The organism is Curtobacterium sp. MCLR17_051, assembly GCF_003234395.1.
GTDB lineage: Bacteria > Actinomycetota > Actinomycetes > Actinomycetales > Microbacteriaceae > Curtobacterium > Curtobacterium flaccumfaciens.
This window is the reverse complement of the sequence record NZ_QKTA01000020.1, coordinates 1-20,496: the sequence shown is the minus strand read 5'-3', so window position 1 is coordinate 20,496 and position 20,496 is coordinate 1. Positions and strand designations below refer to the sequence as shown.

The window sequence follows — 20,496 nt, the reverse complement described above, 5'->3', positions numbered from 1 at the left end:
CACGGGCCTCCCGTCCGGGGACGCGCGCGGTCACGACACCCCGCTCACGTCCGCCGAGTGGTCGCGTTCCGTCGCCCGGCGACGGCGCAGCCGACGCTTCGTGACCACTCGGCCGGGGCCACCCGACGTGTCCTGACCTCTCGGCGGAGCGGCGGCGCGAGGCGCGCGCGGTCACGACACCCCGCTCACGTCCGCCGAGTGGTCGCGTTCCGTCGCCCGGCGACGGCGCAGCCGACGCTTCGTGGCCACTCGACGGCGCGGCCCGGGACGTGCGCGCGGACGGACAGGAGGCCCGGTGCCAGCTGGCACCGGGCCTCCTGTCCGTGGGGTGGGGGCGTCAGCCCGTGTTCTGCAGGCCGGCCGCGATCCCGTTGACGGTGAGCAGCAGGAGCCGGTGGTCGGCGTCCGTCGGGTCCGTGCTGCCGGAGGTGCGGATGGCGCGTAGCGCACGGAGCTGCAGGTGCGACAGTGCGTCGACGTACGGGCTGCGGAGGCGCACGGCGCGGGCGAGGACGGGTCGGTCCTCGAGCACGTCGCTGCCGCCGGAGACGCGGAGCACCCAGTCGCGGGTGCGGACCATCTCGTCGAGCACCTTCGCGGCGAGGTCGTCGCGGTCGGCGAGCTCGAGGTACCGGCGGGCGATGTGCTCGTCGGTCTTCGCGAGCGACATCTCGACGTTCTTGATCATCGCGGCGAAGAGCGGCCAGTCGGCGTAGGCGGCGCGGAGGACATCGACGTCGCCGACGGCCTCGAGCGCGGAGCCGAGCCCGTACCAGCCGGCGAGGTTGATGCGCGCCTGCGTCCACGAGAACACCCACGGGATGGCGCGGAGGTCCTCCAGCGACTCCACCGACAGGCCACGACGGGCCGGGCGGGAGCCGAGGGGCAGCAGGCCGATCTCCTCCATCGGGGTGACCCGGGCGAACCAGGGCGCGAAGCCGTCGGCTTTGACCAGGTCGTAGAACGCGACGCGCGAGACGTCGTCGAGCTGCTGGGCGAGGTCGGCGAACCGGGCGGCCGCGGCGGCGGTCCGCGCCTCGTTCGACGGCGTCGACGCGAACAGCGTCGCCGAGGCCATCTGCTCGAGGTGGCGCGCGGCGATGTCCTGGTCGCCGTACTGGGCGAAGATGACCTCGCCCTGCTCGGTGAGCTTGAGCCGGCCGTCGATCGATCCCGGCGGCTGCGCGAGGACGGCCTCGTTGGCGGGACCGCCACCGCGGCCGAGCGAACCGCCCCGGCCGTGGAACAGGGTCAGCTCGATGTCGTTGTCGCGGGCCCAGTCGGCGATGCGGGCCTGGGCGTCGTACAGCGCCAGGTTCGCGGACACCGGGCCGACGTCCTTCGACGAGTCCGAGTAGCCGAGCATGACCTCGAGTCGACGGCCGGTCGCGGCGAGGCGTCGCTGGAACGCCTCGGTGCGGACGGCCTCGTCGAGGATGTCGACGCTGGCGTGCAGGTCGGCGAAGGTCTCGAACAGCGGGATGACGTCGAGCACCGGCGCGGCCTCGGCGGACCCGAGCGCGGCGACCGCGAGCTCGTGCACGTTCGCCAGGTCGGCCGGGGACTGCGTGAACGACACGATGTACCGGTTCGCCGCGCGGACGCCGTAGCGGGACTGCAGCCCGGCGATCGTGCGGAAGACGGCGAGGACCTCTTCGGTGGTCTCGCTCAGTTCGCCACCGGCGCGGATCTCCGCCAGGGCGGTGCGGTGCACCTGCGAGTGCTGGCGGACCTCGAGCTCGGCCAGGTGGAACCCGAAGGTCTCGACCTGCCAGATCAGGTTCTGCAGCTCGCCGTTCGCCGGGCGGATCGCGCCGGCCGCGATGAGCGACGCCTGGATCGTGCGGAGGTCGGCCAGCAGCGCCTCGGGGCCGTCGTAGGCCAGCGGCGTGGTGCCGGTCCGGGTGGCGTCGATGCGCGCGGCGACGAACAGGAGCGCACGACGGTGGGTCTCGTTCGGTGCGCGGACGCCGATGCGCTCGGCGATGCCCGGGTCGAGGGACTCCTGCGCGGCGACGAGGGCGGTGAGGCCGGCGTCGGCGGGGGTGTCGCTCGCGTCGAGCGTCAGGGCGCTGCCGATGCGGGTGGTCGCGCGGGCGAGGCCGAGCAGGATGTGCTCCGCCGCGATCTCGGCGGCCTGGCGGGTGACGTCGGCCGTCACGTGCGGGTTGCCGTCGCGGTCGCCGCCGATCCAGGTGCCGAACCGCACGAACGCGGGGGCGATCACGGATGCGCGGCCGGCGTCGTCGCCCTGCAGCCGGTCGTCGAGCAGGCGGTAGACCTGCGGGACGATCTCGAACAGGGTCTGGTCGAACACGCTCATCGCGGTGCGGACCTCGTCGAGCGGGGTCGGCCGGGTGGTGCGGAGCGGCGAGGTGCGCAGGAGGGTCGTGATCTCCTCGAGCAGGCGGCGCTCGTTCTCGGCGCGGGCCGTCGCGTTCCGGGCGCGGTCACGCTCGTCGATGAGGTCCGTGATGCGGCGGACACCCGTGGTGACCGCGCGGCGGCGGGCTTCGGTCGGGTGGGCCGTCAGCACCGGGTGGAACCGCAGGGTGCGGAGGCGCTCGGCGGCCTCGGCCTCGCCGACCTCGGCGACGAGCTCGGCGTAGGTGGCGGGGAACGAGTCGCCGGCGACGCCGCCGTCGTCACCGCGCTGCCGGAGGACCCGCACGCGGTGGTGCTCCTCGGCCAGGTTCGTCAGGTGGAAGTAGGTGGTGAACGCCTGTGCCACGGCCTCGGCGCGTTCGGCCGACATGCCCGAGACGATCGCCTGGGCACGCGCTGCGCCCTCGGCGTGGTCGCCCTCGTAGGCGTCGATCACGGCGGCGCGCAACGACTCCACGTCGTGGAGCAGTTCGTCGCCCCCGTTCTCCCGCAGCACCCGGCCGAGGAGGTTGCCGAGGTACCGGACGTCGGCGCGCAGGTCACTGTCGACCGCACCGCTGACGTCGTCCCGCGCGCGCTCGTGGCGTGCAGATCCGTCGATCGCCGTCATGGAGTCCTTTCCGGGTCGTCCGGGAGGCTGGTCCCGGGTCCCAGCAGCGTATCGGCACCCGGGGGCGCATGACGTCGACCGTCCGGACGGACGCGGGGCAGGGTCCGGACGGACGCGGGGCGGGGTCCGCGCGGGGCCGGGCGGTCCCGCGCGCGGCCTTGCTTGGGTACTCCCCCGATGGGTCAGGCAGGCACGGAGGCGCTGCCCGGCTCCTGACGGAACGGCGCACGGCGGGCATCGAGGCCGGCGAGCAGCCCACGGTTCAGCTCGTAGGCGAGCTCGACCTCGGCGATCACCCGCTCCTGCTCGTCGGCCGTCCAGGGCGCGGCGTCGAGCTGGGCGCGGTAGGTGTGCTCGAAGTCGCTCGGGTCGGCGACCTGGTCGAAGATGTAGAAGAGGACACCGTTCGTGTCGAACCCGAACCGCTCGGCCAGCACCTGCCCGATCACGTGCCCGCCGGACACGTCACCGAGGTACCGCGTGTAGTGGTGTGCCACGAAGCCGCCGGGCCACTCCGCCGCGACCTCGTTGAGGCGTCGCACGTACGCGGTCGTCGCGGGCAGCGGGCACACCAGCTCGGGCCAGTCCGGGCCGATCAGGTACTCGAGGTCGGCACGGATCGCCGGCATCCGGGTGAGCTGCGCGGTGACGAACGGCGCCGCGACGGGGTGGTCGGCCATGCGTTCCGCCGCCCGCTCGAGCGCGTCGTACACGAAGGCGTACTGTCCGAGCAGGTCCGCGTAGTCGGCGACGTCGCAGTCGCCGCCGAGCAGGTCCTGCATGAAGCCGCTCGTGGCCGAGGCACCGTGCGAGCGCCGCGTGCGACGCCGCAGCAGCTCGGAGAACGGGATGACGGTCGAGTCCATGAGGTAAGGCTAACCTTAGTGATGCGCGCGTCAAGCAGGGATCACCCAGGTGGCGCCGAACCCGCGAGAGGAAGCTCCCCCACGATGAGCTCGAAACCCAAACGCCCCCAGCACGTCTTCGTCGTCGACCGCACCGAACGGCTCTCGCCCCACATGGTGCGCGTGCACCTGGGCGGCTCGGCCTTCGAGGACTTCGTCGCCCAGGCCAACCCCGACCGGCTCGGCTCGACCGACAAGTACGTCAAGCTCCTGCTCGCGAAGCCGTCGCTCGGACTCGTGCCGCCGTACGACCTCGAGGCCCTGCGCGAGACCCTGCCGAAGCACGACCGCCCGGCCCGCCGCACCTACACGGTGCGTGCGGTCAACCACACCACGCGGACCATCGCGATCGACTTCGTCGTGCACGGCGACGAGGGCCTCGCCGGTCCCTGGGCAGCGTCCGCGCAGCCGGGCGACCGGCTCGCCCTGTCCGGGCCCGGTGGTGGCTACGCGCCGACCACCGACCCGGCGGTCACGCACGTGCTGCTCGGTGACGACAGCGCCCTGCCCGCGATCGGCGCGGCACTCGAGTCGATGCCCGACTCCGCCACCGGGGTCGCCCTGGTCGAGGTGGCCGGGCCCGCGGACGAGCAGGACATCCGGCACCCGGCCGGGGTCGACCTGCGGTGGCTGCACCGGGACGCCACCGGCGCCCAGCCGGGCACGCTCCTGCTGGAGACGGCCCGCGGGCTGCCGCGTGCCTCCCGACCGGTCCAGGTCTTCGCGCATGGCGAGCGGACCGCGATGAAGGCGATCCGTCGGCTGCTGCAGGACGACTGGGGGCTGGAGAAGCGCGAGATGTCGTTGTCGGCGTACTGGGCGCTCGGTCGTGGTGAGGACGAGTTCCAGGAGGAGAAGCGCGAGCCCGTCGGGGTGATCTTCACCGACTGACGGTGGGCCTGCGTGCCTGTTCCTTCCCAGGACGGGCGCCATGGCTGGTGGGAACGGGCGTACCTGGTCGGAAGAACGGACCAGGTACGCCCGATCTTGGTCGGTACGCCCGTTCTCGGTCGGCACGCCCGTTCTTGGGCGGTACGCCCGTTCTTGGGCGGTACGCCCGGATCGGCGGACGTGCGGGGTGCCCGGTTCCCGCAGGTACGCCCGTTCTTTCCCAGAACGGGCGCGATGGCTGGTGGAATCGGGCGTACCTGGTCAGAAGAACGGACCAGGTACACCCGATTCGACCAGGTACGCCCGATCTCGGTCGGTACGCCCGGCGGCCGGGCGCGCGGTACCCGCAGGAACGCCCGTTCTTTCCCATAACGGGCGCGATGGCTGGTGGAATCGGGCATACCTGGTCAGAAGAACGGACCAGGTACACCCGATTCGACCAGGTACGCCCGGCACGCCCGTTCTTGGTCGGTACGCCCGTTCTCGGTCGGCACGCCCGTTCTCGGTCGGTACGCCCGGTTCGGCGGACGTGCGAGGCGCCCGGCTGTCGCAGGAACGCCCGTTCCTTCCCAGAACGGGCGCGATGGCTGGTGGGAACGGGCATACCTGGTCGGAAGAACGGACCATGTACGCCCGATTCGACCAGGCACGCCCGTTCTCGGTCGGTACGCCCGGTTCGGCGGACGTGCGGGGCGCGCGGTACCCGCAGGAACGCCCGTTCCTTCCCAGAACGGGCGCGATGGCTGGTGGGAACGGGCATACCTGGTCGGAAGAAGGACCAGGTACGCCCGATTCGACCAAGGACGCCCGATTCGACCAAGGACGCACGGTTCGACCCGGTGGGCCCAGCGCGCGCGGCGGCCGGGAGGCCCGGGGCACGTCGGTGGGTCGGGCTAGCGTTCGGCGCATGGTCACCTCGTCGTGCTGCGTGCCGGGTTGCGCAGGCGTGCTCGCGGACGGGCTCGCGGGCGTCCCCCTGTGCGGCGCGCACGTCGCGTTCGTCGCCGACCTCGCGGCCGAACACCCCGGCATCGAGGACGCACTGCCCGGCCCGTGCCCGGCGTGCGGTTCGCGGATCGGGGTGCGCTACCCCTCGGGGATGGTGTGTGCCCGGTGCGAGTGGCGATGGGGTGACGTGCCGGACGGCGACCTCGCTCCCCCTCGGGTCGACGTCGTCTACTACCTGCGGATGCGCGACGACTTCGGCGACCGCATCAAGATCGGCACGACGATGAACCCCCGGCAGCGGCTCGCGGCGATCCCGCACCAGGACCTGCTGGCGTTCGAGCGCGGTGACCGGACCCTCGAACGCCGACGGCACGCCACGTTCGCCGCCAGCCGGTACCCGGGTACCGAGTGGTTCCGGGTGACGCCGGAGCTCCTGGCCCACGTGGACACCGTCGCTGCCGGGGTCGACGACCCGTGGGACCTGCACGCCCGGTGGACGAGCGAGGCGCTCGCGCTCCGAGGCTGAGCCCCGGCCGGACGGTCGGGGCTCCTGCTCAGGCGGCCTGCAGCATGCGGTCGGCGGTACGGAGCGAGAGCGCCATGATCGTCAGCGCCGGGTTCGCGATGACCGCGCTCGGGAACACCGAGTTGTCGGCGATCCACAGGTTCGGGACGTCCCACGAGCGGCCGTCCTGGTCGACGACGGAGGTCTCGCGGTCCGTGCCCATCCGGGCGGTGCCGATGGTGTGCGCCGTGCGTTCGAGCACCCGGACGTCCTGGCCACCGGCAGCCTCGACGATGGTCGTCATCGTGCGGACCGCGTGGCGGCGGATCGCTTCCTCGTTCGAGCCCGGGGTGAACGAGACCCGGGCACGCGGGACACCGTGCTCGTCGAGTTCGTCGGTCAGCTCGAGGCGGTTGTCGTCGTACGGCAGGCACTCGGCGTTGATGCCGACGCCGGCCGAGAACGGGTAGTCCTGCAGCGCCCGGACGAGCTCGGCACCGCGGAGTCCGCCGCCCCGGACCAGCGAGGTCGCGAAGGTCTGCGGCTGCACGCCCAGGCTCTGGATGAGGTAGCCGCCCGCGAAGTCGGCGTCCGCCGGTCGGACGAAGTCCTCGGTGATGATCGACGACGGGTACCCGCGGTACGAGCGCATCGACTCGTCGAACCGCGCCCACACCTGGGTGGCTCCGTGCGCGGTGAAGTTCCGGCCGACCTGTCCGCTGCCGTTCGCGACACCGGTGTGCAGCAGCAGCCGCGGCGTCTCGACACCGCCCGCGGCGAGGACGAGGGTCCGGCAGCGCTGGCGGTGCTCGCGGCCGTCGGCGGTGTACAGGACCGCCTCGACCCGTCCCGCCGCGTCGAGCTCGATGCCGTGCACGAAGGACTCCGGACGGATCTCGGCACCGAACGCCACGGCGGCCGGCAGGTAGGTCGTGTCCATCGAGACCTTCGAGCCGTTGCGGCAGCCCTGGTGGCACGAGCCGCAGGACACGCAGGCCTGGCGCAGCCCGTGGTGCTCCTGGTGCCGGTCCTCGGTGGTCAGGCCGACCGGGGCGTCGGTCGCGGTGATCCCGGCGGCCGCGGTGCCGCGCATCATCATGTCCGATGAGGCGTTCCGGGCCGGCGGGCGCATCCGGTAGCGGCGGGAGGGGTCCCACGGGTAGTGCTCGGGGCCGGCGACGCCGACGTCGTGCTCGACCTGCTCGATCCAGCCGGTGAGCTCGGCGTGGCTGATCGGCCAGTCCTGCCCCGCGCCGCTCTCGGTCCGCAGCCGCAGGTCGTGCTCGCTCGGCCGCGGGGTGAACGCGCCCCAGTGCAGCGTCGACCCGCCGACGCCCGTGCCGCTGTTGTTGGGGCCGAAGGCCGTGGGGGCTCCGCCGCCGCTCAGCCGCTCGTCCATCCAGTTGATGTCACCGGGGGCGGCGACCTCGTCCGGCACGTGGTCGCCCGGCTCGGTGTTGCGGCCAGCTTCGAGCGCGACGACCGTCAGGCCACGGCGGGCCAGCGATGCGAGGAGCGGTGCTCCCCCGGCCCCGGTGCCGACCACGACCACGTCGACGACGTCGTCCGTGCCGTACGTGCGTTGTCCGTCGAGTCTCATCGTGCAGCTCCGGTCGTCGGTGCGGTGTCCATCGTGGTGGCGGTGCCGGCGGGGGCCTCGGGTTCCCAGGCCTCGCGCTCGCCCGCCGCGAGCAGCTGGAAGCCCTGCTTGCGGACGCCGTCGCCGCCGTTCGCGTAGCCGTCGAAGTCGATGGCGGCCATGGTGGCGGGGTGTGCGAGCCAGTGCTTCACGAGGTCGACGCTGGCGTCCTCGAACCACGCGCGCAGCTGCTCGGCGTCGAGGTCGCCGTCAGCGCGGTACCGCCCGACCGCCACGGACTCGAGGGCCTGGTCGAGCACGCCGTCGCGGGCAGGTGCAGCGAGCACGTCGAGCGCGGCACGGTAGGCCTCGGCGTCCACCGGCAGGCCGTCCGGCCGCCAGCCGTCGCCGAGCCCCGCGGCCAGCTGCGCGTCGACCCGCAGCGCCAGGTCGACCTGGTCGGTGCCGGGCTGCGGGACGACGATCCGTGCGACGGCGCGCAGAGTGTCCAACTGCGTCGGCGTCAGCGCGTGGGGTGCGGCCGACGGGTCGTCGGGCAGCGCGCGCTCGGCGAGCAGGCCGCGGGTCCGGGCGCTGACCCGCGGCGAGGCGATCACGCGGGCGTGCTCCACGGGGACGACCGGCGACCCCGTGACCCGGCGCTGCCAGAAGTCGCGGATGCGCTCGGCCACGGCCTCGGGCTGTTCCCAGGGCAGCAGGTGGGCGGCGCCGTCGACGACGTGGAGCTCGCTGTTCGGCCAGTGCGGCAGGGTCAGGCGGCGCTGGGCGCCGGCATCGAGGTCGCCGTCCTCGACACCGGCGAGCACCAGGGCGGGCACGGGGTTCGGTGCGGCGTCCGACCAGTCCTCGCGGCTGCCGCGGGACAGCCAGTCCGTCCAGGCCGCGGGGTCGGTCCGCTCGACGTCCTGCACCGCCGCGATGTGCCGCGCAGGCGCCAGGGGCGACGCGGTGTTGGCGGCGACGAACTCCTCGGCGTCCTCGGCGGAGATCGGGCCGCCGGCAGCCCACGACAGCATCGTCCAGCGCCGGTCGTCGTCCATCGGCTCCGGAGCGAGCGGGGACGCGGCGAGGAGCACCACGGCCCGCAGCCCGAACAGGCCGTTCGCGCCGGAGATCGTGCGGTCGGCCACCACCGTGGCGACCTTGCCGCCCATCGAGTGCCCGAGGAGCATCCACTCCGTCGAGCCGCTCGCCCCGATCGCGCGCTCCACCAGGACGGCCATCTCCTCGACGGTGGTGCCGGACGACGCCGGGCTGCGGCCGAAGCCGGGCAGGTCGATGCCGATCAGGTCGAGGTCGCCGAGGAGTTCGGCGCGCAGCAGCGCGAACTCCTCGGAACTCGCGCCGAGGGCGTGGAGACAGAAGACGGTGGTCACCCTGTATACCTACCCGTCGCTCGCGACCGCTCCCAGCCGGGCCGTACCCCGCCGGGTCGCGCGTGTACCCCGATCGACGGCGTCACCGGGCGTACGCGTCGACGAACAGCGCGCCCCGGAGCTCGCGCAGGGTGTCCGCCAGCCGGTCGACGGTCCGGCCGGAGATCCCCGAGACCTGCAGGTCGTACGGGCCGAGCGCGGGGAGCCGCCCGGTGCGGATGCGGACGACCTCCCACCCCACGGCGCGGACGGCGCGGTCCTTCTTCCGGTCGGTCTCCTGCCGCGGGCCGACGTGCTCGAGGCCGTGCCGACCGGTGGAGTCGTACTCGATGGCGACGCGGAGCTCGGGCAGGATGATGTCCGGCCAGGCCTCGACGTGGTCGAAGAACGGGCGGTCGAGCCGGATGGCGGAGTGGTCGTACGTGAACGCGAACCGCTCGGACAGCATGCCCCGGAGTTCGGCCTCGACCGCCGAGGCGGTCGCCGGGGCGCAGACGCTCGTGAACGACTCACCCGACGGCAGCCGCGGGGTCTTCGGGCAGATCGTGCGGGGAACGGACTGGGCGCTCCGCCGTGGCGCCCCACCGGCCGACCCGGCCGACCCGGCGACGGGCCGACGGGACCGGGACCGGGAACGGCTCGACGCGACGGCTCCGGCCGGGACCCCGCGCACCGGAGCCGCGGGCAGCGTCTGTCGTCCGGCACTCCGGACGACCCGCTGCGGCACCGGCACGGCCTGCGGCCAGTCCGACGGCAGCACCGGCCACCGCTGCGGCTGGGCCTGCACCGCACACTCGGGGCACCAGACGGAGCGGCGGCGTTCACGGCCCGGGCGGGACCGCTGTTCAGACGGGGTCGCCACGAAGACGTGCCCGACGTCGCACTCCCAGGTGAGCAGGACCTCGGCCGCCGGGGGGACCTGGGTCAGGACGACGCCGTGGTTCCAGTCGGGGTGGTACTGCCGGATGAGCACGGGGTACGGCGCCCAGTCGGCGCGGAACTGTCCGACGGCGTACGGCACCGCTTCGCCGCGCGACCACTGTCGGCGGCGCCACCACGCATCGACGGGTTCGGCCACGCCCCCACGCTAGGAACGACCACCGACACCCGCCGCACCACGCGGCGCGACCGACACCGCCGCACCACGCACCGCGACCGACACCGCCGCGGCACCACACCACGCAAAACCGCTCAGGAGGCCAGCGCGTGCTTCACGTAGGCGGCCAGGGCGTTCGCGTGCCCGTGCCCGAGGCCGTGCTCAGCCTTGAGCCACCCGACGACCTCCATGTGCTGGTGGTCGTCGAGTCGGTCGGCGACCAGGTCGAGCCACTCCTGCACCGGGCGCCCGTACGTCGCCTCGATGCTCGGGAAGTACGACGCCGGACCCTTCACCTTGGTGCCGTCCGCCGGGGGCACCGGGGCGGTCACACGATGCGCTGTCATGGCGCAACGGTAGCGCTCCGTCGGCCGTCACGGAACGTCACGCAGGACACCGTTTCGTGACGCCGCGTTGCGCCGGATGGCCGGGTGTTGCGTCGCGTGGCGGGGTGTTGCGCGAGGCGTTGTCGGCGGCGTCCGGCCCTCCTACGGTCGCGACATGACCGACACCACCAGGGCCCCGCAGTGGGAGGCGACCAGCGTCGACGACGCGGGCCGGACGACCGGGGCGAGCCGCGCCTCCAGGCCGGAGACCGCGACCATCGACGCGGCCGGACACGCCGCACTCGACCGTTCCGTCGTGCCGTTGCGGCACCCGCTGCGGTGGATCGCCGCGGCCCTCGTGCTCGTCGTGCTGCTGAACTTCGGCGAGACGCTGTTCACGAACGAGCAGTGGGGCTGGCCGGCCGTCGGCAAGTGGCTGTTCAGCCCGGCGGTGCTGACCGGCCTGCAGCTGACGCTCACCGCCACCGCGTTGAGCGCCGTGATCAGCTTCGCCGGCGGGATCCTGGTGGCCATCGCCCGGCTGTCGCACAACCCGGTGCTGTCCGGGCTGGCGTGGGGGTACGTGTGGCTGTTCCGGTCGGTGCCGCTCATCCTGGTGCTCGTCTTCCTGTACAACCTCGGGTCGCTGTACCCGACCATCGGCATCGGGATCCCCTTCGGGCCGCAGCTCGAGGTGCCGACCGCGAACCTGCTCGGGGACCTGGCGATCGGGGTCATCGGGCTGAGCCTCAGCGAGATCGCCTACGCGTCCGAGATCGTCCGCGCCGGGGTGCTCGCCGTCGACCACGGGCAGCACGAGGCCGCGCAGGCGCTCGGGCTCCCCCGTCGCCGGCAGTTCCTGCGGGTGATCATGCCGCAGGCGCTGCGGTCGATCGTCCCGGCGTTCGTGAACCAAGTCGTCGGACTGCTGAAGGCCTCGTCGCTGCTGTTCTACGTGTCGCTGCTCGACCTGTTCGGCGTGGTGCAGAACCTGTCGAGCACGTACCCGGGCGACATCATCCCGCTGCTCGTCGTCGCCACCATCTGGTACCTCGTGCTCACCAGTGCGGTCTCGATCGTGCAGTACTACGTGGAGCGCTGGACGGCCCGCGGGTCGGTCCGTGCGCTGCCGCCGACACCGTGGCAGCGGGTGCGGAGCGCGCTGCGGGGCGGCGGGACCGGACGTGGTCCGGGACCGCCTGGAGGCGCGGGTCGCCGCACACAGGCAGCCGCCGCCGAGCGCGCGGTCGCGTCCGGGTCCGCTTCCACCGTCGACGACAGGAGCATCTGATGAGCGCCGCCATCGCGATCCACGGAGCCGTCAAGGCGTTCGGGGACAGCGTCGTCATCGACGGCGTCGACCTGTCGCTGCCGTCGGGCAGCGTGACCGTCGTCCTCGGCCCCTCCGGTTCCGGCAAGTCCACGCTGCTCCGGGCGATCAACCACCTCGAACCGCTCGACCGCGGGGTCGTCACGGTCGGCGACGAGCCCATCGGCGTCCGCCTGCGCACCGGCCGCGACGGGGTGCCCCGCTGGAAGGAGCTGCCCGAGCGGCACATCCTGCGGCAGCGTGCCCGGATCGGGTTCGTGTTCCAGCACTTCAACCTGTTCCCGCACCTCACCGCGCTCGAGAACGTCGCCGAGGGGCCGATCGCCGCCGGGGTCCCCGTCGCCACGGCCCGAGCGCGGGCTCAGACCCTGCTCGAGCGGGTCGGACTCGGCGACCGCGGCTCCGCCCGCCCCCGGCAGCTGTCCGGCGGGCAGCAGCAGCGCGTCGCGATCGCCCGGGCCCTGGCGCTCGAGCCGTCGGTCGTCCTGCTCGACGAGCCGACCTCGGCGCTCGACCCCGAGCTCGTCGGCGAGGTGCTCGGGGTCATCCGGGGGTTGGCGGACACGGGCACCACGCTCGTCATCGTCACCCACGAGATCGCCTTCGCCCGCGAGGTCGCCGACCACGTCGTGTTCCTCGACCACGGGCGGGTCGTCGAGCAGGGGCCGCCGGCCCAGGTGCTCGACCACCCGCAGCACACCCGCACGCGCGACTTCCTGTCCCGCGTCCGCTGACCCTGATCCCCTTACGCACCCCAAGGAGAACCATGTCCACGACCACCCCGTCCCGCTGGCGCAACCGCGCCGGCTTCCTCATCCTCGCAGCCGGCGTCGTCGTCGCCCTCGCCGGGTGCTCCGCGGGCGCTTCCGCCGACACGAGCGGCGCACCCGACGGCTCCGTCACCATCGGCGCCGCCTCGAACGGTGCGGCGAAGGAGACGACCGTCGAGGTCACCGAGGACACGAAGCTGCACGACGCGCTCCCCGCCGCGGTCCGGAAGTCCGGCAAGCTCACGATCGGCGTGGGGGCCCTGCCCGCCGGGTTCCCGCCGCTCGCCTTCACCGGTGACGACCAGAAGACGATCACCGGTTCGGAGCCCGACCTCGGACGGCTCGTCGCGGCGAAGCTCGGGCTGCGCGCGGACGTGCAGAACGCCACGTGGGACAACCTGTTCGTCGGCATCGACAGCGGCAAGTACGACGCCGGGTTCTCGAACGTCACGGTGACCGAGGAGCGCAAGGAGAAGTACGACTTCGCCTCGTACCGGCAGGACAACCTGGCGTTCCAGGTGCTGGCGTCGAGCTCGCTGCGCTTCGACGGCGACCCGTCCGTGCTCGCCGGGAAGACCCTGTCCGTCAGTTCCGGCACGAACCAGGAGAACATCCTGCTCGAGTGGCAGAAGGAACTCCGGGCGAAGGGCGAGGACTTCACGATCAAGTACTACCCGGACGGCAACGCGATCAAGCTCGCGCTCGACTCGGGCAAGATCGACGCATACTTCGGCCCGAACCCGACGATCGCCTACCAGAACACGCAGAGCAAGGGCACGGCGAAGGCGACGAAGACCGCGGGCACGTACTCCGGCGCCGGCTCGTCACTGCAGGGGCTCATCGCCGCGACGACGAAGCAGGGCAGCGGGATCGCGAAGCCCGTCGCGGCGGCGATCAACGAGCTGATCGAGGACGGCACCTACGCGAAGTGGCTCGCGGCCTACAACCTGTCGAACGAGGCCGTGAAGACGTCCGAGGTGAACCCCGAGGGTCTGCCGCTCGACAACAGCTGAGGTGTGCCGTGACACCCCCGTGGCCGTCCTGGTCGCGGGGGTGTCGTGCGTGCGGGGTGGCACTCCCCGATCGACAATCGACGATCCACGAGGGGAACGACTCGTGGATCGTCGGAACATGCACACGCACCCGATGCGTGCGCAACGAACGACGTCCCACCCGTCGAACGACAGGTGGGACGTCGGAACATGCACACGCAGCGAGTTAGCGCGCAGCCAGAGCAGACTCCCCCTCGACGACAGGCGCCGCCCACTCCGCGGCGAGCAGCTCGTAGGAGCGCACCCGGGCGTCGTGGTCGTGCGTGATCGTCGTGACGAGCAACTCGTCCGCGCCCGTGACCCGTCGGAGCGTCTCGAGCCGTTCCGCGACGTGTACCGGGTCGCCGACGAACCTCGTCGCGAGCCGGTCCGCCACCGACGCCTCGGCCTCAGCGGGGAGCCGCACCTCCCGAGCCTGGTCCGGGGTGGGGTACTCGATCGCACCGACGCCGGAGCGGATCGAGTGCACCCACTGGGCGTACCCGAGCCCGAGCTGGTCCGCCTCGGCCGCGGTCGGCGCCACGAGCACGTCGGCCGACACGATGACGTGCGGGGCGTCGAGCACACCCGGACGGAACGCGTCGCGGTAGGCCTGCACCGACGCCAGGACCGTGCCCGGGGACGTGTGGTAGTTCGCGCCGTAGGGCAGGCCGAGCGCGCCGGCGATCCGGGCACTCTCGCCGCCGGTGGAGCCGTGGATCCACAGCTCGACGGCGGCACCTGCCGCCGGAGGGGCCTCGATCACCGCACCGTCCCGCGACCACGTGCCCGCGAACAGGCCGCGGATCAGGTCGAGTTCGCCCGCGAACCGGTCGACGTCGCCCGGCACCCGGCCGAGCAGTTCACCCTGCAGGGCGAACCGGCTGCCCGGCGCGATGCGGAACTCGAACGGCGCGGGGACGAGCAGGCCGTCGACGACCTGGTCGGTCCGCGGGGCGAGCGACGGCGGCTTCGGGGTGCCGGGTGCTGGTGCTCCTGAGCGGCCGAGCCCGAGGTCGATGCGCGGCCCGTACAGCGCGGCGAGCGTGCCGAAGGTCTCGGCGATCTGCAGCCCACGGACGTTGCCGACCAGGGTCGCGGCGCTGCCGACCCGGATGGTCGAGGTGGCTGCGGCGACCGCACCGATGACGACGGTCGGTGCGCTGCCGGCCACGCCGGGGTTGAGGTGGTGCTCGGCGAGCCAGTAGCGGGCGTACCCGGCACGTTCCGCGGCGACGGCCAGGTCGACCGTGTTCGCCAGGCCCTGTGCCGGGGTCGACCCGCTGCTCACCGGGACGAGGTCGAGGACGGAGAGCGGGACCCGGCTCATGCGAGCACCCGCTGCCGGTCGAGGACCCGTCCGGGCAGGTCGAGCGTCTGCCGGAGCGTGGCGCCCTCGTCGTACGACTGCCGGTACACGCCCCGCTCCTGCAGCAGCGGGACGACCCGGTCGACGAACTCGTCGAGCCCGTACGGGTTGGTGTGCGGCACGACGACGAACCCGTCGGTGGCGCGCTCCTGCACGTACCGGTCGATCTCGGCGGCGATGTGAGCGGGCGTGCCGATGAAGCCGCCGCGGGTCGAGGCGCGGATGACCAGGTCACGGATCGACAGGTGTTCGGCCGCGGCGAGGTCACGCCACGACTGCACCAGTGCGGGCACGTCGCGGGTGTGACGGACGCGGCCACGGGTGATGTCGGCGCCCTCCAGGTCGGGCTCGATCGAGGGCAACGGCCCGTCGACGTCGTACGACGACAGGTCACGGTTCCACACCTGTTCGAGGAACGCGATCGCCGTCGCCGGGCTGACCTGGGCGCGGCGGATCGCCCGGGAACGTTCCTCGGCCTCGTCCGCCGTGTCGCCGAGCACGAAGGTCGCGCCGGGCAGGATCTGCAGCTCGTCCTTCGACCGTCCGACCCGTTCGAGTCGCTCGGTCACGTCGCGGTAGAACGACTGCGCGTCGTCGAACTCGGTGTGCAGCGAGAAGACCACCTCGGCGTGCCCGGCGGCGAGGTCGCGGCCCTCGTCGGAGTCACCCGCCTGCACGATCACCGGGTGGCGCTGGGGGCTGCGCGGGACCGGGAACGTGCCGGTCACGTCGAACTGCGGGCCGTGGTGGTCGACGTCGTGGATGCGGGAGCGGTCGGCGAACACGCCGGCCGCCAGCGGCCCGGCGGCGCCCGACCCGTTCGCCACGATCGCGTCCGACTCCCACGAGTCCCAGAGTTCGCGCGACAGCTCCACGAACTCCCCCGCCCGCGTGTACCGGTCGGCGTGGTCGAGGAACCCGCCACGGCGGAAGTTCGCGCCGTGGAACGCGTCCGAGCTCGTCACGACGTTCCAGCCGGCGCGACCGTCGGTCAAGTGGTCGAGCGTGGCGAGCTGCTTCGCGAGCTCCACCGGCTCGTTGAACGTCGTCTGCAGGGTGCCGACCAGGCCGATGTGGTCGGTGACCCCGGCCAGCGCGGCGAGGATCGCGAGCGTGTTCGGGCGCCCGACGACGTCGAGGTCGTGGATGCGTCCCTTCTGCTCGCGCAGCCGCAGCCCCTCGGCGAGGAACAGGAAGTCGAAGAACCCCCGCTCGGCGTTCCGGGCGAAGTGCTCGAACGACGAGAACGCGATCTGGCTCTCGGCTCGGTCGTCGCTCCAGACGGTGGTGTTGTTGACGCCCGGGAAGTGGGCGGCGAGGTGGACCTGACGCTTGGCGCTCATGCTGAGACCCCCGAGGAGACGGAACCGACACCGGCACCGGTGACGGCAGGACGCGCGTACCGGCTGACCGCCGGCGCGATGCCGAGCCGCGTGCGCAGGTCGGCGGTGGGACGGGACGCCACGTCGGCGCGGAGCCCGGCGGTGACGAGCGCCGGGACGAGCTGCCGCGCGATGGCGGTCGAGTCGATCGGGATGCGCAGCGGACGGAGCCGCACGCCGGCGTACCCGAGGGCCCGCAGGTCCGCGATCCGTGCCACCAGGTCCGGCACCGTCGTCGCGAGGACGGACGTGTCCGACCCGGAGCCGACGGCGTACGGGGGGCCCGCTGCCGCGTCGAGGGCGGCGAGCTCGTCGGCGGCGGCTGCCGGCGACGACCCGATGAGCACCGCGAGGTCCGCGAGGACCGGACGGCGGAGGTCGGACCCGGCCGCCTGCTCGGTGTCACGGACGAGTGCCAGCGCACCCCGTGCCTCCAGGCCGTCGAAGCCGGGCGTGACCAGCACGACGTCCGCGGCGTCCACCGCGAACGCTGCCGCGTCGGAGCGGTGCGCGAGCGAGAAGACCGGCGGGCGCCCCTGCGGCGACCGCGGCACGATCGACGCGCCGTGCACCGACACGAACGAGCCGGAGAACGCCGCGTCGTGGATGCGGTCGCGGTCGATGAAGCGGCCGGTGGTGACGTCGCGGATGATCGCGTCGTCGTCCCAGCTGTCCCAGAGGCGGGAGACGACCTCGGCGGCCTCGCTGGCCTCGTCGAACAACGCGGCCGCGTCGTCGCCGCCGGGGCGGCGGCCGAACAGGGCGGCCTCGCGGGTCGTCGGGCTCACCTGGATCCGCCATCCGGCCCGCCCCAGCGAGACGTGGTCGAGGGTCTGGAGGCCCGTGGCGACGTGGAACGGTTCGGTGTGCGTGACCGAGACGGTCGGCACCAGACCGATCGCGCGGGTCGCGGGGGCGACCGCGCTCGCGACCAGGAGGGCGTCGAGGCGGCCGACGACGGTCGACGTGTCGAGGTCGCCGTCGGGGTCGGTGGGGCCGGCGGTGAACGAGTCCTCGAGGGTGACGGCGTCGACGCCGAGCCGGTCCTGCTCGACGACGACGTCGCGCCAGTGCCGGAGGCTCGTGAGGCGCTGCGCTGCCGGGCCTGCGGCGCGCCAGGCGGCGGGGTGCCAGCCGGCGCCCTGCAGCGCGGTGACGAGGGTGATGCGGTCGGGCACGGTCATGGGGCGACGCTAGGACGGTTCGGCCGGGCGGCGAAGCGGTGTTGCGGAACGTGACCGACGGTGTCGCCGTGTGACGCGCCTCGCACCGTGCGAGGATCGCCGGATGGTCTCGTCGTTCCTGACCCACGCGGAAGTGGTGGTCGACCCCGCGGTCCCGATCGAGTCGTGGGGGCTGTCGCCCGAGGGTCGCGTCCGGGCCGCCGCCGCACACCGGCTCGCATGGACACCGGTCTCCCGGCGGATCGTCTCGAGCACCGAGCGCAAGGCCGTCGAGACCGCCGACCTGCTCGCCAGCGCCGTCGGACTGCCGGTCGAGCACGACCCCCTGCTGGGCGAGATCGACCGGAGCGCGACCGGCTACCTGCCGCCGTCCGAGTTCGAGGGCGTCGTCGACGCGTTCTTCGCGGAGCCCGAGCAGTCGGTCCGCGGCTGGGAGCGGGCGATCGACGCCCAGGAGCGCATCGTCGCGGCCGTCCGCCGGCACTGCGCCACCGGCGACGTCACGATCGTGTCGCACGGTGCGGTCGGCGCGCTGCTCCTGGCCCACCTGCGCGGCGTCCCGATCACGCGCGCGCTCGACCAGCCCGGCATGGGCAGCGTCTTCCGCTTCGACGCGCCCGCCTGGCGGGCGACCAGCGGCTGGAGACGCGTCCCAGCGACCTGACGGGAGGCACGGGGCGGGGCCGCCACGGGCCTCCCGTCCGCCGCCCGCGCGGCCCGACCGCCCCGCTCGTCAGACCACGCGCGTCGCGCCCGTCACGGGGCCGGGGGCGGCGTCCTCGTCGTCGGCGTCGTGCAGGGTGCGCTCGGCCTGCCCGAGCAGGTGGTGCACGGCGAGGCCGATCGAGCGGGCACCGACGACCGCGACGAGCACGCTGAGCAGCGCCAGCAACGCGGTGGTGGGGATCCAGGCGGACGGCAGCGCGAGTGCCCGGAACCACTCCACCGCGGCGGTGGCGACCGCGGCAGCCGGGAACACGAACGACCAGAACCCGAGCGAGAACGCCAGGCGGACGTACCGCGGCAGCAGGGCCAGCTGCACGAGGACCATCAGGACGCCGAGGCCCGCGATGGCCTGCACGGGCAGGGTCACAGCGCTGTCGGTGAGGGCGAACACCGACAGGGTGGCGACCGCCGGCGGCGCGACCAGGATCGCCATCGTCGGCACGAGCGGCCCCGGCAGCGCCGGTCGGAACGCCAGCCGGATGAGCAGCAGGCCGGTCATGACGCCCCAGAAGAACACGCCGACGCCGAGGGCCGGCCAGGACAGCCAGCCGACGCCGACCTCGTGCGTGGTGACCGAGGCGACCAGGGCCGCGGCGACGGTCGGCAGCAGGTAGCCGCCGTGCACGGACTCCAGGGCGAGCCGGCCCTCGAACCAGGTGCTCAGCAGCCAGGCGGCGAACCCGGCCGCGGTGGCCACCGCGGCGAGCACCACGACCTGCCCGGCGACGGGGGCGAACCGCGCCAGGTCGACGCCGAGCAGCATCGCGGTCGCGGGGACGAGCGCGGCGATCGGGCCCTGCGCCGGGTGGCGGAGCTGGTCGACCAGCCGTTCGCTGACGCGTGCGCCCCGGACGATGTGCGCACCGAGCAGCCACACCCACGCGACGGCGGCGATCGCCCAGAACACCTGCGGCACCACGGAGGGCAGGTGCAGCACGGGGGCGGCGTACGACCACGTCTCGGCGAAGCCGGCGAGGCCGAACGGGACGGCGAGGGTGTTGAGCGGGATGCGGGAGGTGGGTCGTGGCATGGCTCCCCCATTCTCGTGGACGGGTCGGCTGCGCCGTCGCGCGGTCGGGGGCCGTGCGCGCGGCGGGGCGTGCGTGCCCGCGGGCCGTGCGTGCTCCGCGGTCAGGCTGCGGGCAGCTGCTCGCCCGCCTCGACCGCGACGTCGAGCCGGTTCTCGGCGGGCGGCAGCGGGCAGGTCGCGTGCGGGGTGTAGGCGCACGGCAGGTTCGTCGACCGGTTGAAGTCGATGCGGGTGGCACCGTCGGCATCCGGTGCGGCGATGTCGAGACTCCGGTTCGCCGCGTACGTCGTGACCCCGCTCGTGCGGTCGGTGAACAGCACGTGCAGACCGCAGGCGTGCCCGTTGAACGCCAGGAGCGACCGCGGTCCGTCGAGGTCGAACGTCAGGACGCCGGGGGCCTCGTACACGTGCAGCAGGCCGTCGACGACGCTGCCGACGGTGACCTCACGCGGGGTGTCGAACGGCTCGAAGTGCGCGTCCACGACGAAGCGCTCAGCAGGGGCGTACGCCGGGGTGCCCTGGTACTCGACGCGAGTCGGGTTCGACGGGTGCCGCGGGCGCAGCAGGTCACTGCCGCCGCGCCGCGCGACCTCGATCACCACGGTCTCGTCGCCGTCGCGCCACACCACGTTCGTGCTCGAGCGCTCCGGCAGCGGGCCGAACCGGTGCGTCCCGGTGACCGGCTGCCCGTCGACCTCGATCGTCTCGTCGTCGGCCAGTGCGACCACCGGGCCGTCCTCGTCCGTCGACCAGCTGCCCGGGGCGTCCTCGAAGCGTTCCGGCGTGGCGGTGAGCCAGCGGATGCTCGTGATCGCGAGGAAGCCGTGTTCGCTCGCCCGGGCCTGCTCGTGGTCGTCGTGCCAGGCGGTCCACGATTCGGCGAAGGTCGGTGCGGCCGGGTTCGTCGTGGTGGTGTCGCTCGTCGGGGTCGTCGTGCTCATGGGTCGACCGTACGACTCGTGGCCCGGCGGCGCGACGATCGTGTCGCCGTGCGTCGGCGGGCCACGAGTCGTACGGTCGACCCATGAGCAC

The 20,496-nt window shown here is 73.2% G+C and carries 17 protein-coding genes; 6 read left to right on the top strand and 11 right to left on the bottom strand.

The window, feature by feature from the left end; genetic code table 11:
• Positions 1-337 precede the first annotated feature (337 nt).
• Positions 338-2,995 carry a phosphoenolpyruvate carboxylase gene (locus DEJ06_RS15060; RefSeq protein WP_111039858.1) on the bottom strand — a complete coding sequence of 886 codons (2,658 nt, stop codon included), beginning with the start codon at positions 2,993-2,995 and terminating at the stop codon, positions 338-340.
• A 182-nt stretch (positions 2,996-3,177) separates the two neighbouring features.
• Positions 3,178-3,861, bottom strand: coding sequence for a heme oxygenase (biliverdin-producing) (locus tag DEJ06_RS15055; RefSeq protein WP_111039857.1), 684 nt, complete (start codon positions 3,859-3,861; stop codon positions 3,178-3,180).
• A gap of 84 nt (positions 3,862-3,945) precedes the next feature.
• Between DEJ06_RS15055 and DEJ06_RS15050 the strand changes: the two genes are divergently transcribed.
• Both DEJ06_RS15050 and DEJ06_RS15045 read left to right on the top strand, forming a co-directional pair.
• Entirely contained in the window at positions 3,946-4,791 is an 846-nt protein-coding gene (locus DEJ06_RS15050) for a siderophore-interacting protein (protein WP_111039856.1), read from the top strand.
• Positions 4,792-5,698: 907 nt separating this feature from the next.
• The gene (locus DEJ06_RS15045; protein WP_111039855.1) at positions 5,699-6,265 is read left to right on the top strand and encodes a GIY-YIG nuclease family protein; all 567 of its coding nucleotides are present in this window, start codon (positions 5,699-5,701) and stop codon (positions 6,263-6,265) included.
• 28 nt (positions 6,266-6,293) lie between these two features.
• On the opposite strand, the gene DEJ06_RS15040 is transcribed toward DEJ06_RS15045, so the two are convergent.
• From DEJ06_RS15040 to DEJ06_RS15025, 4 genes are all read right to left on the bottom strand, one after another.
• The gene (locus DEJ06_RS15040; RefSeq protein WP_111030174.1) at positions 6,294-7,844 is read right to left on the bottom strand and encodes a GMC family oxidoreductase; all 1,551 of its coding nucleotides are present in this window, start codon (positions 7,842-7,844) and stop codon (positions 6,294-6,296) included.
• A complete protein-coding gene (locus DEJ06_RS15035; protein WP_111039854.1) occupies positions 7,841-9,220 on the bottom strand; it encodes an alpha/beta fold hydrolase in 1,380 nt (459 codons plus the stop codon). The genes DEJ06_RS15040 and DEJ06_RS15035 overlap by 4 nt, the downstream gene beginning before the upstream one ends.
• 82 nt (positions 9,221-9,302) lie before the next feature.
• Positions 9,303-10,298, bottom strand: a complete 996-nt coding sequence (locus DEJ06_RS15030; RefSeq protein WP_111039853.1) for a hypothetical protein — start codon at positions 10,296-10,298, stop codon at positions 9,303-9,305.
• A 113-nt stretch (positions 10,299-10,411) separates the two neighbouring features.
• On the bottom strand, positions 10,412-10,663 hold the full coding sequence (locus DEJ06_RS15025) for a DUF4287 domain-containing protein (protein WP_111039852.1): 252 nt from the start codon (positions 10,661-10,663) through the stop codon (positions 10,412-10,414).
• Positions 10,664-10,817: 154 nt separating this feature from the next.
• Between DEJ06_RS15025 and DEJ06_RS15020 the strand changes: the two genes are divergently transcribed.
• Genes DEJ06_RS15020 through DEJ06_RS15010 form a run of 3 tightly spaced genes read left to right on the top strand, consistent with a single transcriptional unit; the run spans position 10,818 to position 13,755 of the window.
• Positions 10,818-11,933 carry an amino acid ABC transporter permease gene (locus DEJ06_RS15020; RefSeq protein WP_111039851.1) on the top strand — a complete coding sequence of 372 codons (1,116 nt, stop codon included), beginning with the start codon at positions 10,818-10,820 and terminating at the stop codon, positions 11,931-11,933.
• Entirely contained in the window at positions 11,933-12,706 is a 774-nt protein-coding gene (locus DEJ06_RS15015) for an amino acid ABC transporter ATP-binding protein (RefSeq protein ID WP_111039850.1), read from the top strand. The genes DEJ06_RS15020 and DEJ06_RS15015 overlap by 1 nt, the downstream gene beginning before the upstream one ends.
• Before the next feature lie 32 nt (positions 12,707-12,738).
• Positions 12,739-13,755: a transporter substrate-binding domain-containing protein gene (locus DEJ06_RS15010; RefSeq protein ID WP_111039849.1), complete on the top strand. Its 1,017-nt coding sequence runs from the start codon at positions 12,739-12,741 to the stop codon at positions 13,753-13,755.
• A 205-nt stretch (positions 13,756-13,960) separates the two neighbouring features.
• Here the strand turns inward: DEJ06_RS15010 and DEJ06_RS15005 are convergent, their stop codons facing one another.
• The 3 genes from DEJ06_RS15005 to DEJ06_RS14995 are packed head-to-tail and all read right to left on the bottom strand — an operon-like array spanning position 13,961 to position 17,708.
• Positions 13,961-15,103, bottom strand: coding sequence for an LLM class flavin-dependent oxidoreductase (locus tag DEJ06_RS15005; RefSeq protein ID WP_111039848.1), 1,143 nt, complete (start codon positions 15,101-15,103; stop codon positions 13,961-13,963).
• Positions 15,100-16,485 (bottom strand): NtaA/DmoA family FMN-dependent monooxygenase, encoded by a 1,386-nt coding sequence (locus DEJ06_RS15000; protein WP_111039847.1) that lies wholly within the window; start codon positions 16,483-16,485, stop codon positions 15,100-15,102. The genes DEJ06_RS15005 and DEJ06_RS15000 overlap by 4 nt, the downstream gene beginning before the upstream one ends.
• Positions 16,482-17,708, bottom strand: coding sequence for an LLM class flavin-dependent oxidoreductase (locus DEJ06_RS14995; protein WP_111039846.1), 1,227 nt, complete (start codon positions 17,706-17,708; stop codon positions 16,482-16,484). The genes DEJ06_RS15000 and DEJ06_RS14995 overlap by 4 nt, the downstream gene beginning before the upstream one ends.
• A gap of 103 nt (positions 17,709-17,811) precedes the next feature.
• Here DEJ06_RS14995 and DEJ06_RS14990 point away from each other — a divergent pair, with 103 nt between their 5' ends.
• A complete protein-coding gene (locus DEJ06_RS14990) occupies positions 17,812-18,372 on the top strand; it encodes a histidine phosphatase family protein (protein ID WP_111039845.1) in 561 nt (186 codons plus the stop codon).
• 69 nt (positions 18,373-18,441) lie between these two features.
• Here DEJ06_RS14990 and DEJ06_RS14985 read toward each other — a convergent pair whose 3' ends face one another.
• Together DEJ06_RS14985 and DEJ06_RS14980 are read right to left on the bottom strand one after the other, a co-directional pair.
• Complete coding sequence (locus DEJ06_RS14985) at positions 18,442-19,464, bottom strand: transporter (protein WP_111039844.1); 1,023 nt, start codon at positions 19,462-19,464, stop codon at positions 18,442-18,444.
• A 101-nt stretch (positions 19,465-19,565) separates the two neighbouring features.
• A complete protein-coding gene (locus tag DEJ06_RS14980; RefSeq protein ID WP_111039884.1) occupies positions 19,566-20,405 on the bottom strand; it encodes a DUF1684 domain-containing protein in 840 nt (279 codons plus the stop codon).
• Between the last annotated feature and the right edge of the window lie 91 nt (positions 20,406-20,496).